The following is a 13866-nucleotide window of genomic DNA, read 5'->3' on the forward strand; positions in this document are numbered from 1 at the left end:
TCCGACAGGAAAGCCCATGTCGCACTCTCAAGACACCCTGCTCATCCAGACCGGACGCAACCCGGCAGCCTACGCAGGCTATGTAAACCCGCCCCTCTTCCGTGGCTCCACCATCCTGGCCGAAAGCTACGAATCGTGGGAAGCCGCCAAGCAGACCGGCAATCCCTATGGCAACTACGGACGATTCGGCTCGCCGACCATCCGCGCCTTCGAGGAAGCCATCGCCGGACTGGAAGGCGGATATCGCTGCCAGGTTTTCCCCTCGGGCCTGTCTGCTTGCACACACACGCTGATGGGTGTGCTGGGCAGTGGCGATCACGTTCTGATCACGGACAATGTGTACGGGCCCACGCGTAGCTTTGCCGATGGCATGCTCAGCCGGCTGGGCGTCGACGTCGAGTACTTCGATCCTCTGCTGGGGGCCAGCATTGCCTCCTTGCTGCGCCCACAGACACGGCTGGTCTTCCTGGAGTCCCCCGGTTCGTTGAGTTTCGAGGTCTGTGACGTGCCCGCCATCGCGCAGGCCGTCCATGCCGCTGGCTCATTGCTCGCCATCGACAACTCCTGGGCCTCGCCGCTGTTCTTCAAACCTTTCACCCGTGGCGCGGACATTTCCATCCAGGCGGCCACCAAATACATCCTGGGCCACTCGGACGCCCTGCTCGGCACCGTGACATGCAATGAACATGCCTGGGAAGCGCTGGGCAAGCGCCTGCCGCTCTTCGGCGAAACAGCCGGCCCGGAGGATGTGAATCTGGCCTTGCGCGGTCTGCGAACGCTGGGCGTACGCCTGCGTCAGCACCAGGAAAACGGCATCGCGCTGGCAACTGCACTCGGGGATCATCCGGCCGTTGTCCGTGTCTTGCACCCCGCGCTGCAGAATGACCCTGGGCACGCCTTGTGGAAGCGTGACTTCCTGGGAGCCAGCGGGCTCTTCGCCTTTGTGCTCGACAGTGAATCGCCGCAGGTGCTGTCGTGCTTCTTCGGTGCCTTGCGGCACTTCGGCATCGGGCTTTCCTGGGGAGGCTTCGAAAGCCTTGCACTGCCTGTCGGGCGCCCCAAACGCACGGCATCCGCCTGGCCGCATCAAGGTACACTGATCCGCGTACACGCCGGTCTGGAGGATGGCGAAGAGCTGCTTGCCGACATGCTCGGCGCGCTCGACAGCGCCTCCGCGAGGATCACAAGGGATCGGCGCGACGCAGCCTGAATCCCGAGGAAGAATCACGCCATGAATCACTACGCCTTTGCCAGCGACAACACAGCCCCCGTTTGCCCTGAAGCCTTGCAAGCACTGCTCGGGGCCAACGAGGGCTTTCACCCCTCTTACGGCCAGGATCGCTGGACGCAGCAAGCTTCGGACGCCATCCGCAATACCTTTGAATACGATTGCGAGGTTTTTTTCGTATTCAATGGCACCGCAGCCAATGCGCTGTCGCTGGCGTCCCTCTGCCAAAGTTACCACTCCGTGATCTGTCACGAGCTTGCCCACGTGGAAACGGACGAATGCGGTGCCCCGGAGTTTTTCTCCAATGGCACCAAACTGCTTCTGGCAGGCGGAGAGCAAGGAAAGCTCGCACCGCAGGAGATTGCTCGTGTAGTGACGCGACGGGCCGACATCCACTACCCGAAGCCCAAGGTTGTTTCGCTTACGCAGAGTACGGAGCTGGGCACCGTCTATACCCCTGGAGAGCTTGCAGCCATCCATGCGGAAACGACACGACACGACACGGTCTGCATCTGCACATGGATGGCGCCCGATTCGGGAACGCCTGCGCGCATCTGGGTGTGAAACCTGCAGCGTTGACCTGGAAAGCCGGTGTGGATGTGCTGTCGTTCGGTGGCACCAAGATGGGAATGCCGATAGGGGAAGCCATCGTCTTCTTCAACAAGGCGCTGGCGGCAGATTTCGACTATCGCTGCAAACAGGCCGGCCAGCTTGCCTCGAAGATGCGCTATCTCACCGCCCCCTGGATCGGCATGCTGACCGATGACGCATGGCTGCGCCACTGCACGCATGCCAACGAGATGGCGGACCGCCTGGGCAGAGGTCTGGCAGCGCTTGAAGGCGTCAGCCTGGTCGCACCGGTGCAGTCCAACGCAGTGTTCGCCCAGTTGCCTGCTGACCTGAGCAAGCACCTGAACGATGCGGGATGGGTGTTCTATCGCTTCATCGGCAATGGCGGTGCACGTTTCGTATGCTCCTGGGCTACCACCGAAGCGGATGTGGACGCGCTGCTGGCAACGGCCCGCACCTTCCGCTACGCGGCCTGAACCGTTCGCCTTTTGATGCACCGGGCCGCCCCGCCCGGTTCTGCAACGTCGTTCAGGGGCTGGGCCGGCCTTGATCTTCGAGCAGTTGCCAGTTCGGAGGCGACCGCCCCATGAGCGTACGGACGAAGAAGTCATAGCGCTTGTGGTCACCATACGACCCTCCCAGGGTATGCCCCACGCCGGGCATGAAGACCAGTTCGAAATCCTTCTTTGCGCGGATCAATGCATCTGCTACGCGTAACGTGGAGGCCGGATCGACGTTATCGTCCAGCTCACCGACCAGCAACATGAGCGGTCGGGTCAGACGCCAGGCATTGTCGACGTTCGATGAGGCGGCATACCCGGGCCCTACCGGATAACCCATCCATTGCTCGTTCCACCAGCGTTTGTCCAACCGGTTGTCATGACTGCCGGCTGCGGCGAAAGCCGCCTTGTAGAACTCGGGATGGTGCAGCACGGCAGCCATGGCGCTGTGGCCCCCGGCGGAAGCACCAAAGATGCCGACGCGCGAAATGTCCATCCAGGGACGGGTCTGCGCCGCGGCCTTGATCCACGCGATGCGATCCGACAGGCCGCTATCGGCCAGGTTTTTCCAGATCACATTCTCGAAGCTGCGTGAGCGGAAGGAAGTGCCCATGCCATCGATCTGCACGACGATGAAACCCAGCTCGGCCATTGCCGTCATCGGCCAGTGATCCGGCATGAAGCGCTTAGGCACGAATTGCCCGCCAGGACTCGCGTAGATGCACTCGATCACGGGATAGACGCGTGAGGGATCGAAATCGGATGGACGGATGATCACGCCCCAAATATCCGTTACACCATCCCGCCCCTTGGCTACAAAGGGCTCGGGAGCCGACCACCCCAAGGTTTTCAAGGTGCGATCATCCACACGCTCGACCGGCATGAGCACTTCGCCTGTCAGGGCATCACGTACCGCGGTTTGTGGTGGCAAGGAAAGCGTGGACCAGCGATCCAGCAGATAACGGCCATCGGGTGAAAGCCAGGCCGAATGCATGCCCGGCGCGGGTGTGATATCCCGCATATCCTTGCCATCGAAGCCGATCCTGTAATACCGGATCAGATAGGGATCCTCGGCCGGATTCACGCCATTCGCGGAGAAGACGATTTCGCGTCGCAGCTCATCGACACGCAGGACATCGCGCACATACCAGAGGCCATGCGTGATCTGGCGGATCTTCCGTCCGGAAACACGCTCATACAGATACAGATGGTTATACCCGTCCCGCTCACTCGCCCACAGCATGTGGCGATCATCTGCCAGATCAAAGCGGTAGATCCGTGGCAGGTTGATGTAGGTATCGCTGCGCTCTTCCACCTGAGACCACACGCGACCATCGCTGGCGGACATGCCCAGCACGCGGTAGAGCTGGTAGGCCCGGTCTGCATAATCGAAGCTCAGGACATCACCGCGCCGGTTCCAGCGAAAGCCGTCGAGACGATACGGATCGGGAAACAGCGCCGGATCAGCCTCGAGTACCTTGCCGTCAATGCCAAAGATGCGGGGCTCCCGCTGGATCACCGGATCACCGGCACGTGGGTAATGACGTGTCTGCAACCGAGGCAGACCGCCCTCCCGAGGCGTCGATTCGAGCAACAACAGCGACCTTTCGGCCGGCAAGGTAATACGCGCTGCCGCAATATGTTGCGAGTCCGGAGACCAGATCAGACGGTTGGAATAGTAGTGTTCGGCCGAACCATCCTGGCTGAGCGTCGTGATCTGACCACTTGCCGCATCGAGCAGTTTCAGGTTCCAGCCCTCGACCCAGGCCACCTTGCGCCCATCGAGCGAAGGAACTTCGATCCGCCCTCTTTCCTCTTCTTCGTTACCCCAGTAACCCGGAGTGGCCACAGCCGGGCCACGCAGATTCAGCACGCCAGATGCCAGGTCATAATGCCAGAGACGATCAGCAAAGATGAAATCCATCGTCGACAAATCCGGCGCGAGAGAGAAATGAGGGAAATTGAAAGCCCCCTCATCCACGACTTGCCCGATCTGCTCTGCAAGTTGTGCAGCCAGACGTACGTGATCAAAGACCGGGGTACGTGTTGCGGCACGCACATCGATCAGCACATACCGGAAACCTTCATCTTCCTCGGAGCGAAACCAGAACCTGCTGGAATCGATCCAGACGGGCTCGAAGGACAGTCCTTTCACGGCCTGACGCCATTTTCCCGGCAGTTGAAAGGCCCGCTGGTAGGCTGACAGCAAATCCGCCCCATTCGCCAGCCCTTCACTGGCCAAAGCAGGCAAACAAGAAAACAGGCAGCATAAAAACAGACCATACCGGAGTGACCGCATTCTCGTTCCATCAGGAAAAGCCCATTGAGGGCACTTGCTCCTGTTGTGAAACAAGACGGGAAAAGTGACAGCCCAGCACCTGAAACGGAGGCGATCAGACTCGAAGAGTCTGTCATCCGGCGCCTGCCATGAAATGGATGCCGCAAAGCAAAAGGCCCAACCGAAGTTGGGCCTTTTGCTGAAGGATTTGGTTGCGGGGACAGGATTTGAACCTGTGACCTTCGGGTTATGAGCCCGACGAGCTGCCAGACTGCTCCACCCCGCGTCAGAGAGGAAAGAGTATGGCTGACAGCCGTCGTCCTGTCAAGGAAGATCAGCTTTGACCGGCCATAAGATTCAGGTCCAGCTGTTCGGCGTCCTCATCAGCGGCCTTGCTGGCCGCACCGCGACTCCCCTCCACCCTGTCCAGATAGTCTGCAGTCACATCGCCGGTCACGTAGTCGCCGTCGAAACAGGAGCATTCAAAACGCTCCACGGTGGGATTCAAGGAGCCAACTGCGCGCTTCAGGTCTGCCAGATCCTGATAGATCAGTGCATCTGCTCCGATTTCGACACCAACTTCGGCCTCATTACGGAAAGCACCGATCAGTTCGCTCCGGCTGGGCATGTCGATCCCGTAAACGTTCGCGTAGCGCACGGGTGGCGCGGCCGATGCCATGTACACATTGGTCGCCCCGGCTTCACGCGCCATGTTGATGATCTCGCGGCTGGTCGTGCCACGCACGATGGAATCATCTACCAACAGTACGTTCTTGCCCGCGAATTCCTGGTGCATGGCATTGAGCTTCTGGCGCACGGACTTCTTGCGGACCGACTGCCCGGGCATGATGAAGGTGCGTCCGATATAGCGGTTCTTCACGAAGCCTTCGCGGTACGGCAACCCCAGGCAGCTGGCAAGCTCCATCGCGGCCGAACGTGACGAATCCGGAATCGGGATGACCACATCGATCTTCAGATGGGAAAAATCACGACGGATCTTCTCGGCCAGATAGACCCCCATCTTCACGCGGCTTTCATAGACGGAGATACCGTCGATGATGGAGTCCGGGCGAGCCAGGTAGACATACTCGAACATGCATGGCGCATAGGGTGCAGCTGCTGCACAGGATCGGGTGGACAGCTTGCCATGGGTATCCACCAGTACAGCCTCACCCGGCGCGATATCGCGCACGATCTTGAAACCGAGCACATCCAGCGCCACCGATTCGGAAGCCACCATGTAATCGACGCCGGCCGGCGTTTCATTCTTGCCCAGAATAAGCGGGCGGATCCCGTTGGGGTCGCGGAAAGCCAGCAAACCATAACCGGCAATCATCACAACCGCCGCATAGGCGCCACGGGCACGTTTGTGGGTCCCCGCCACAGCACGGAAGATAGTGTCTTCATCCAGCTGGAAACGGCCATTGGAAGCTACCTGCAGCTCATGTGCGAGCACATTGAGCAGCACTTCCGAATCGGAATTGGTGTTCATGTGGCGCAGATCCGCGAGATACATCTCGCGCTTGAGCGCGTCGGAATTGGTCAGATTGCCGTTGTGGGCCAACATCAAGCCGAACGGCGAATTCACATAGAAGGGCTGGGCTTCTGCGGAATTGAAGGCCGAGCCGGCCGTCGGATAGCGACAGTGCGCAATCCCCCAGTTGCCTTGCAGATTACGCATGTTGCGCGTGCGAAATACTTCGCTTGCTAGGCCAGAGCCCTTGTGCATGTGGAACCGTCCGCCCTCTGCCGTCGCGATACCGGCCGCATCCTGACCGCGGTGCTGCAGAACCTGCAATCCGTCGTAGAGCAACTGATTCACGGGGCTTGTCGCCACGACACCTATGATTCCGCACATACCGTTTCACCTGTCATCGATACTTGATACGTTTCCCCAGCTCCGGCGGGAGCCAGGGTTTGGCAGCGATCACTGCCGTCTCCAGCGGCGGCGCGAGCTTGGCTGTCTTCCACCAAGGCTCTCGCGGCAAATCAGTCATCCCGGCAACTGCCACAGCCAGAACGGCAAGTAGCAGGCCACGGGCGGCGCCAAACAATGCACCCAGCCCTCTATCCATCGGACTCAAGCCGGCAATGCTGAGCAGGCCGCGCAAAAGGAAGCGAAGCAGCCCCAGCAACAGCAGCACGAGCATGAAAACCACCAGGAAGGCCAGAGGCCACTGCAACCAGTCAGCAATCCTGAGAGCGCTCATCAGAGGCACGCAGAACCAGGCCAGTTCCCAGGCGGCAAACAAAGCTACAAACAGGCCGAGTAAGGCAAACACTTCGCTGATCAGGCCACGCCAGAGTCCCACGGCAATGCTCAACAGCATCAGCACCAGGAAGATCAGATCAAAGGCGTTCACTTGCTGGTCACGAAACCACTCAGCCCCGCCTTGCGTACCTTGGCCAGAATGCCGTCGGCCTCGCCACGCGTTGCAAAAGGCCCAGCAATCACGCGGAATTGCCCGCCTTGTCGCTCGCTGCTTGCCTTGATGCCGGCCTCGCGTGCTTTCGTCAGCACGCCTTTCGCGTTGGCTTCTTCCCGATAAAGGCCCAGCTGCACAAAGAAACGCCCGTTCGCTACGGCAGCAGGCGCATTCCCGCCGGCGCCTTCAAGGATCTGGCGTGCACGCGCGGCTTCGTTTGTGTTTCTGGCCGGTGCGCTACTGCTTGCCACACTCCGCTCGGGACGGCGGATGCTGCTTGAGGCGGACGCTACAGATGGAGAAACCGATGGTACAGATGGTGACGGGGTGCGCGTAGCAGGCAGCTCTTCCGGATCAGCCTCGATCGGCGCAGGCGCGACCTCCTGCCCCACTTGCGGCAGTTGCGGCGGCTGAGGTGCCGGAGCCTTGTCGGAAGGTCGCAATGCCAGCATGTCCTGATCCTTCGCAGGAATCCGGATGGACAGATCCTGGCTGCCTGGCAAGGGCTCGCTATCCATCACCATCGGCAACACGATGGCTGCCAGCAGCGCCAATGCAATGGCACCCACCAAGCGGCGTCGGGCACGCTTCTTCAGATCGAGCTGGACATCATTCTCAGCCATGGGAAACGCTCACTTCACGGCCAGCGCCTGCATCACGCCAGCCACGGTCAGGAAGGAACCGAAGGCCACGATTCTATCACCCTCACCTGCCCGCTCCCGTGCAACTTGCAGCGCCCCGGCAGGTGAATCCAGACAGACGATCTCGGCCTGGCAGCCAGCGCCTCGAAGCACGTCCTTGAGCATTGAGGCTGTAGCTGCCCGCGGTCCTTGCAGGTCGCAAAGCAGCCAGTGATCGATACGGGGCAGCAGATGCCGCAGCGTTCCGGCAATATCCTTATCGCTCAACATGCCGCAAACAGCCCAGGTTTCACGGTAGAACCCCATGCTGAGAAGATTCTCGGCCAGCACGCCGGCAGCCTGTGGATTGTGTGCCACATCGAGGACGACTGGCGGCTTGCCGGGCAGTATCTGGAAGCGCGCCGGAATCTCGACGTGCATCAGTCCCTCGCGTACAGCCTGCATCGAGACCGGCAGACAGGCCTGAAGACTTTCGAGCGCTGCCAGTACGGTAGCGGCGTTGAGCAACTGGTTGGCCCCCCGCAGGGCTGGATAGGCCAGGCTATGCCGGTTCTGGGCACGGCCGCGATAGTTCCACTGCGTCTTGTCGCCTGAGTAGCCAAAATCTCGCCCCTGCACCCAGAGCTGTGCCCCGATGGCGCGTGCGTGCTCAAGCAGGCTTTGGGGAGGATTGGGATCGCCACAAACCGCGGGCTTTTCTGCACGGAAGATGCCGGATTTTTCGAAACCGATTTTTTCCCGCGTATCTCCCAGGTAATCCATGTGATCCAGCGCCACGCCGGTAACGATGCTGCAATCGGGCTCGATGGCATTGACCGCATCCAGCCGCCCGCCAAGGCCGACTTCCAGGACGATCACATCCAGCCCCTGCTGGCAGAAGAGCCACCAGGCGGCCAGCGTGCCGTACTCGAAATAGGTCAGCGATGTATCACCGCGCGCAGCCTCCACAGCCGCAAATGCAGTGCACAGCGCCTCGTCTCCGACCTCCATCCCCTCCACACGCACACGCTCGTTGTAGCGCAACAGATGAGGCGAGGAATAGACACCGACACGGTAACCGGCTGCGCGCAGAATGGCCTCCAGCATGGCACAGGTCGACCCCTTGCCATTGGTACCACCGACCGTGATCACTCTAGCGGAGGTCACAGCCCCCAACGCATCGCGAACCTTGACCACACGCTCCAGCCCGAGATCGATCGGCCGGCTGTGCTGCGATTCGATATACGCCAGCCAGGCATCCAGCGTGGCGAAGACTGCGGGCATGAGTCAGGCGCTGGTCACGGCAGGTTGGCGGGAGAGCAAGGTCAGCGTCTGCGCCAACTGGTCACGCAACTCGCGGCGGTCGACCACCATGTCGACAGCGCCTTTCTCGAGCAGGAATTCCGAACGCTGGAAACCTTCTGGCAGCTTCTCGCGCACGGTCTGCTCGATCACGCGTGGGCCGGCAAAACCGATCAGTGCTCCACGCTCGGCCATTACCACGTCGCCCATAAAGGCGAAGCTGGCAGAGACGCCACCCATGGTCGGATCGGTCAGCACGGTGATGAAAGGTAGCTTTTTGGCGGAAAGACGCGTGATCGCGGCCGTGGTCTTGGCCATTTGCATCAGGGAGAAAAGGCCCTCCTGCATGCGTGCGCCCCCCGTGGCGGTAAAGCACACGAACGGCAACCCCTGCTCGACCGCCGCATTCACACCACGCACGAAACGCTCACCGACCACCGAGCCCATGGAGCCGCCCTGGAAATCGAACTCGAATACGGCGACCACTAACGGTACGGTCTTGATCGCTCCCTGGACGACGACCAGCGCATCGGTCTCGCCAGTGTCCTCACTGGCGGCGGCGAGACGATCCACATATTTCTTGCTGTCCCGGAACTTCAGCGGATCGACCGGAACTACTTCGGAGCCGATCTCGAAACGTCCTTCGGCATCCAGCAACAGATCAAGCCGGGCACGCGCCCGGATACGCTTGTGATGGCCGCACTTCGGGCAGACATGCTGACTGGCTTCGAGATCGGAACGATAGAGTACGGCCTCGCAGGCATCGCACTTGATCCACAGGCCTTCCGGGATCGATTTGCGCGCAGGCTGGTCACGCTTGATCTTGGGTGGCAGCAGTTTGGTCAGCCAACTCATGGGATTACCTCTCGAGCAATGGGTTCAGGCACGGGGCGCGTTCATCGCGCTGCGCACGCCGGCGACAAAATCCGTCAGACGTCCGGCAAGACCGGATTCGCCCGCTTCAAACTCCTGCACGATGCGCGAGCCGATCACCACGGCATCGGCCACCGCCGCCACGGCACGTGCGGACGCTGCATCGCGGATCCCGAAGCCCACGCCAATGGGCAAGGGAATGTACTGGCGCAACTCGGCCAGCTTGGTCGCGACGCTGCCGACATCCAGGTTGGCCGCGCCGGTAACCCCCTTCAGGGAGACATAGTAAACATAGCCTGCGGCCAGCTCCGCAACCGCGCGTGCGCGCGCAGGCGGCGTGGTGAGCGCGAGCAGGAAGATCGGATCGATACCGTAACGCTTGAGGATGGCAACACGATCAATAGCCTCCTCGGGCGGCAGATCCACCGTGAGCAATCCGTCGATACCGGCAGCGCTGGCCGCCTTGGCAAAGGCTTCATAACCCATCGCTTCGACAGGGTTGGCATAGCCCATCAGCACCACAGGCGTATCGGAATCGGCCTTGCGGAATTCAGCCACCATCGTGATGATCTGACGCAAGCTCACGCCATGGGCCAGCGCCCGTTCGGCAGCTCGCTGGATCACCGGACCATCCGCCGACGGATCGGTGAAGGGCACACCCAGTTCGATGATGTCCGCCCCGCCCGCGACGAGCGCGTGCATCAGTGAAACCGTTGCGCCGGGATGCGGATCTCCGGCGGTAATGTAGGGAATCAACGCCTGCTGACCGGCGGCCTTCAGACGGGTGAATGCGTTCTGGATACGGGACATGATCGGATTCTGGGTTGGATGACCTTAGAGGACGATGCCGTCCAGGCGGGCGATGGTCGGAATGTCCTTGTCCCCTCGTCCGGAAAGATTGATCACGATGATCTGATCGCGGCTCATCTGACTGGCCATCTTGGCGCCATGCGCCAGCGCGTGGCTGGATTCGAGCGCGGGGATGATGCCTTCGTAGCGGCAAAGATCATGGAAAGCCGTGAGCGCTTCGTCATCGTTGATGGCAACGTATTCCGCGCGCCCGATCTCGTTCAAATAGCAATGCTCCGGGCCGACGCCAGGATAATCGAGACCGGCGGAAATCGAATGGGTATCGACGATCTGCCCATTCTCGTCCTGCATCAGGTTCACGCGTTGACCGTGGAGCACTCCGGGGCGGGCATTGCTGGTCAGCGGTGCTGCGTGACGACCGGTTTCGACGCCATTCCCGCCGGCTTCAACACCGATCAGGCGTACGCCCGGCACATCGATATACGGGTAAAAGATACCAATAGCATTGGAGCCTCCCCCCACGCAGGCGACGACCGCATCCGGCTGGCGGCCTATCTGCTCCGCGCACTGGACCTTGCATTCCTCGCCGATCACGGACTGAAAATCGCGCACCAGCTGCGGATAGGGGTGCGGGCCTGCGCAGGTACCAATGATGTAATACGTGCTGTCAACATTGGTCACCCAGTCACGCATCGCTTCGTTCATCGCATCCTTAAGCGTCCGCGAACCACTTTCCACGGCGACCACGGAAGCGCCGAGCAATTTCATGCGAAATACGTTTGGCGCCTGGCGGGCAACATCTTCTGCGCCCATGTAGACCACGCATTCGAGCCCGTAACGGGCAGCAACCGTCGCCGAGGCTACGCCGTGCTGACCGGCGCCGGTTTCCGCGATCACGCGCTTCTTGCCCATACGGCGGGCCAACAGCGCCTGGCCGATGGTGTTGTTTATCTTGTGTGCCCCGGTATGGTTGAGGTCTTCACGCTTGAGGTAGATCTGCGCACCACCAAGCTCATCCGACCAACGCCTGGCGTGATACAGAGGGCTGGGACGACCGACATAGTGCTTGAGCTCGTATTCGAACTCGGCCAGAAAGGCCGGATCCTTCATGGCCCTTTGATACTCCTCGCGCAACTCATCGAGCGCGGGGATCAGGGTTTCTGCGACATAGATGCCACCGAACTGACCAAAGTGACCATGCTCGTCCGGCAGTTCATACGGCTGATTGTTTGCGGCCATCGGCTTCACGTACTCCAGCAACAAAAGCTTCCATCAGGGCGCAAGCCTTGATGCCCTTGGCGATCTCCACGCCACTGCTGACATCCACGGCCCAGGGCCGTACCCGCTCCACGGCGGCAGCCACATTGGCAGGCGTCAGGCCACCCGCCAGCACCAGCGGCTTCGAAAACCCGGAGGGCAGCAGGCTCCAGTCAAAGACTTCCCCGCCACCGCCGTAACCATCCACCCAAGCGTCGGCAAGAATGGCGCAGGCTCTCGGAAAACGGGCGGCGTAGTTTACCAGATCGAAGCCCGCCCTCACCCGCGCGGCCTTCATCCAGGGGCGTCCAAAGGCTGCGCCATAGGCGTCGTCCTCATCGCCATGAAACTGCAAAAGCCCCAACGGCACGGCATCCAGCACTTCGCGCACCCTTGCAGGCTCCTCGTTGACGAATAAGCCCACCGAAGTCACAAAGGGCGGCAGAAGGCTTATGAGCGCCTGCGCCTGCTCTACGCTCACGCTGCGCGGACTGGGCGGGTAAAACACGAAGCCGATTGCATCTGCGCCGGCAGCCACGGCATCGCGTACATCTTCAGGCCGTGTCAGGCCACAAATCTTGATTCGGGTACGCATGATCAGCCTTCGCCGGGCAGGAACAGGGGCGCGATGATACGGCCTTGATCGGGCAGATTCCAGCGATCCGGATAGTGCACACCGGCCAGATACAGACCATCCGGAGAAAACGTCGGCGGAGCCAGGCGACGGTCACGCATCGCCAGCAACTCCTGGATCCAGCCAGGGGAATGTCCGCCCTTGCCGATATCCACCAGCGCGCCGACCAGATTGCGAATCATATGGTGCAGAAAGGCATTGGCCTCGAAATCGAACAGAATCCACTCTCCGCGCCGCTCAACCTGTGCCACACGCAGATCACGCACTGGCGACGCAGCCTGGCACTGTGCGGCGCGGAAAGCGGAGAAATCGTGAATCCCCGGCAGAAACGCGCAGGCAGCATGCATAGCCTCGACATCCAGTGCTGCGTGATGCCAGCCCACACGCCCATGCAGCAACGCACTGCGCATGGGCCGATTGAGCAGCACATAGCGGTAACGCCTCGACAAGGCGGAAAAACGTGCATGAAAATCCTCGGCCACCTCTTGAGCCCAGGTGACCACCACGCCCGCAGGCAAATGGGTATTCACGCCTCTGACCCAGGCTGACAACGGCCTGTTGGCTGTTGTATCGAAATGCACCACCTGTGTCGAGGCATGCACTCCCGTATCCGTACGCCCGGCACAGACCGTGGCGACAGGTTCACCTGCGATCGCAGCCAGCGCAGGCTCCAGCGCATCCTGCACCGTGCGGCCGTGAGGCTGGGTCTGCCAGCCTTCGAAACCGCTGCCACAGTATTCAAGGCAGAGCGCAATCCTCACCACGTCAGAAATCCGGCAAAGAAGGCACACAAAAGCACGATCGCCACCCGATCACGTACGGTCAGTGCCCTGAGCTTCATGGAAAACGCCTCTGCCTTTGGCGCTGCGTCGGCTTCATGCAGGAACTGGCGCCAGTCCAGGCGTGCCTGGTCGCAATAGTCCAGAACCAAGGCCAAGCGCACTGCAAACCTATGAGGTGACGCGCCGAAACGCTCGAACGGGCGCAACAAAGCATGAAGACTGTCCACCCAGGCCTCGCGCGTGAGAAACGCCAACAGGATCGCTATGCAGGCCACGACAACCAGCAGACGCAAGCCGTGCTCGGCAAAGATCAGCATCCCCTCAAACGTGGGACTCCAGTCCCCCAGACTGGGCAGCAACAAACGGCCAGGCCCTTGCCAGGCGAACAGCAGCAACAGTGCAAGGAATATCCAGCGCAGACGTCGTGCAACGCGCACAAACGACGCCCTGGCACATACCAACGCTAAAGCCACTGCCAGAGCGCTCACGCCAAGCAGCGCAGGCAAAGGCAGCCACTGGATCGCCAGAATCAAAAAAAAACCGGCCGTCACATGGACGGCCGGATGCAGACTTCTGATCATATTCA

Annotated in this window: 14 protein-coding genes and 1 tRNA gene; 3 read left to right on the top strand and 12 right to left on the bottom strand. The window is 60.9% G+C overall.

Going from position 1 to position 13866, the window contains the following annotated elements:
• Window positions 1-16: 16 nt before the first annotated feature.
• From metC to BGI27_RS18415, 3 genes are read left to right on the top strand one after another with little or no spacing between them, the layout of a single operon-like run.
• The gene (gene metC / locus BGI27_RS02190) at window positions 17-1210 is read left to right on the top strand and encodes a cystathionine beta-lyase (RefSeq protein WP_095523277.1); all 1194 of its coding nucleotides are present in this window, start codon (window positions 17-19) and stop codon (window positions 1208-1210) included.
• Between the two features lie 21 nt (window positions 1211-1231).
• Window positions 1232-1792 carry a threonine aldolase family protein gene (locus BGI27_RS18410; protein WP_239591084.1) on the top strand — a complete coding sequence of 187 codons (561 nt, stop codon included), beginning with the start codon at window positions 1232-1234 and terminating at the stop codon, window positions 1790-1792.
• The gene (locus BGI27_RS18415) at window positions 1747-2274 is read left to right on the top strand and encodes a threonine aldolase family protein (protein ID WP_239591083.1); all 528 of its coding nucleotides are present in this window, start codon (window positions 1747-1749) and stop codon (window positions 2272-2274) included. Before BGI27_RS18410 ends, BGI27_RS18415 begins: the two co-directional genes overlap by 46 nt.
• A gap of 52 nt (window positions 2275-2326) precedes the next feature.
• Here the strand turns inward: BGI27_RS18415 and BGI27_RS02200 are convergent, their stop codons facing one another.
• The 12 genes from BGI27_RS02200 to BGI27_RS02255 all read right to left on the bottom strand — a co-directional run bounded on the left by BGI27_RS02200 (window position 2327) and on the right by BGI27_RS02255 (window position 13861).
• The gene (locus BGI27_RS02200) at window positions 2327-4453 is read right to left on the bottom strand and encodes a S9 family peptidase (RefSeq protein ID WP_170942893.1); all 2127 of its coding nucleotides are present in this window, start codon (window positions 4451-4453) and stop codon (window positions 2327-2329) included.
• A gap of 332 nt (window positions 4454-4785) precedes the next feature.
• Window positions 4786-4862 (bottom strand) — tRNA-Met (locus BGI27_RS02205).
• A gap of 48 nt (window positions 4863-4910) precedes the next feature.
• On the bottom strand, window positions 4911-6434 hold the full coding sequence (gene purF, locus BGI27_RS02210; protein WP_095523279.1) for an amidophosphoribosyltransferase: 1524 nt from the start codon (window positions 6432-6434) through the stop codon (window positions 4911-4913).
• A gap of 13 nt (window positions 6435-6447) precedes the next feature.
• A complete protein-coding gene (locus tag BGI27_RS02215; protein ID WP_095523280.1) occupies window positions 6448-6939 on the bottom strand; it encodes a CvpA family protein in 492 nt (163 codons plus the stop codon).
• Window positions 6936-7625, bottom strand: a complete 690-nt coding sequence (locus BGI27_RS02220) for an SPOR domain-containing protein (protein WP_095523281.1) — start codon at window positions 7623-7625, stop codon at window positions 6936-6938. Before BGI27_RS02220 ends, BGI27_RS02215 begins: the two co-directional genes overlap by 4 nt.
• A 9-nt stretch (window positions 7626-7634) precedes the next feature.
• Window positions 7635-8906, bottom strand: coding sequence for a bifunctional tetrahydrofolate synthase/dihydrofolate synthase (folC, locus tag BGI27_RS02225; RefSeq protein ID WP_095523282.1), 1272 nt, complete (start codon window positions 8904-8906; stop codon window positions 7635-7637).
• A gap of 3 nt (window positions 8907-8909) precedes the next feature.
• Window positions 8910-9779: an acetyl-CoA carboxylase, carboxyltransferase subunit beta gene (gene accD, locus BGI27_RS02230; protein WP_095523283.1), complete on the bottom strand. Its 870-nt coding sequence runs from the start codon at window positions 9777-9779 to the stop codon at window positions 8910-8912.
• A gap of 24 nt (window positions 9780-9803) precedes the next feature.
• Complete coding sequence (gene trpA, locus BGI27_RS02235) at window positions 9804-10607, bottom strand: tryptophan synthase subunit alpha (RefSeq protein WP_095523284.1); 804 nt, start codon at window positions 10605-10607, stop codon at window positions 9804-9806.
• 24 nt (window positions 10608-10631) lie between these two features.
• Complete coding sequence (gene trpB / locus BGI27_RS02240; protein ID WP_095523285.1) at window positions 10632-11846, bottom strand: tryptophan synthase subunit beta; 1215 nt, start codon at window positions 11844-11846, stop codon at window positions 10632-10634.
• Window positions 11821-12462 (bottom strand): phosphoribosylanthranilate isomerase, encoded by a 642-nt coding sequence (locus BGI27_RS02245; protein ID WP_095523286.1) that lies wholly within the window; start codon window positions 12460-12462, stop codon window positions 11821-11823. The genes trpB and BGI27_RS02245 overlap by 26 nt, the downstream gene beginning before the upstream one ends.
• Entirely contained in the window at window positions 12462-13262 is an 801-nt protein-coding gene (gene truA / locus BGI27_RS02250; RefSeq protein WP_095523287.1) for a tRNA pseudouridine(38-40) synthase TruA, read from the bottom strand. The genes BGI27_RS02245 and truA overlap by 1 nt, the downstream gene beginning before the upstream one ends.
• A complete protein-coding gene (locus tag BGI27_RS02255) occupies window positions 13256-13861 on the bottom strand; it encodes an energy-coupling factor transporter transmembrane component T family protein (RefSeq protein WP_095523288.1) in 606 nt (201 codons plus the stop codon). Before BGI27_RS02255 ends, truA begins: the two co-directional genes overlap by 7 nt.
• Between the last annotated feature and the right edge of the window lie 5 nt (window positions 13862-13866).

Origin of the sequence: Candidatus Dactylopiibacterium carminicum (assembly GCF_014736495.1) — a bacterium.
Lineage (GTDB): Bacteria > Pseudomonadota > Gammaproteobacteria > Burkholderiales > Rhodocyclaceae > Uliginosibacterium > Uliginosibacterium carminicum.

Coding starts and splice junctions, on each gene's coding strand:
- metC (WP_095523277.1), top strand. CDS start 17: ATGTCGCACTCTCAAGACACCCTGCTCATCCAGACCGGACGCAACCCG.
- BGI27_RS18410 (WP_239591084.1), top strand. CDS start 1,232: ATGAATCACTACGCCTTTGCCAGCGACAACACAGCCCCCGTTTGCCCT.
- BGI27_RS18415 (WP_239591083.1), top strand. CDS start 1,747: ATGGATGGCGCCCGATTCGGGAACGCCTGCGCGCATCTGGGTGTGAAA.
- purF (WP_095523279.1), bottom strand. CDS start 6,434: ATGTGCGGAATCATAGGTGTCGTGGCGACAAGCCCCGTGAATCAGTTG.
- BGI27_RS02220 (WP_095523281.1), bottom strand. CDS start 7,625: ATGGCTGAGAATGATGTCCAGCTCGATCTGAAGAAGCGTGCCCGACGC.
- folC (WP_095523282.1), bottom strand. CDS start 8,906: ATGCCCGCAGTCTTCGCCACGCTGGATGCCTGGCTGGCGTATATCGAA.
- accD (WP_095523283.1), bottom strand. CDS start 9,779: ATGAGTTGGCTGACCAAACTGCTGCCACCCAAGATCAAGCGTGACCAG.
- trpA (WP_095523284.1), bottom strand. CDS start 10,607: ATGTCCCGTATCCAGAACGCATTCACCCGTCTGAAGGCCGCCGGTCAG.
- trpB (WP_095523285.1), bottom strand. CDS start 11,846: ATGGCCGCAAACAATCAGCCGTATGAACTGCCGGACGAGCATGGTCAC.
- BGI27_RS02255 (WP_095523288.1), bottom strand. CDS start 13,861: ATGATCAGAAGTCTGCATCCGGCCGTCCATGTGACGGCCGGTTTTTTT.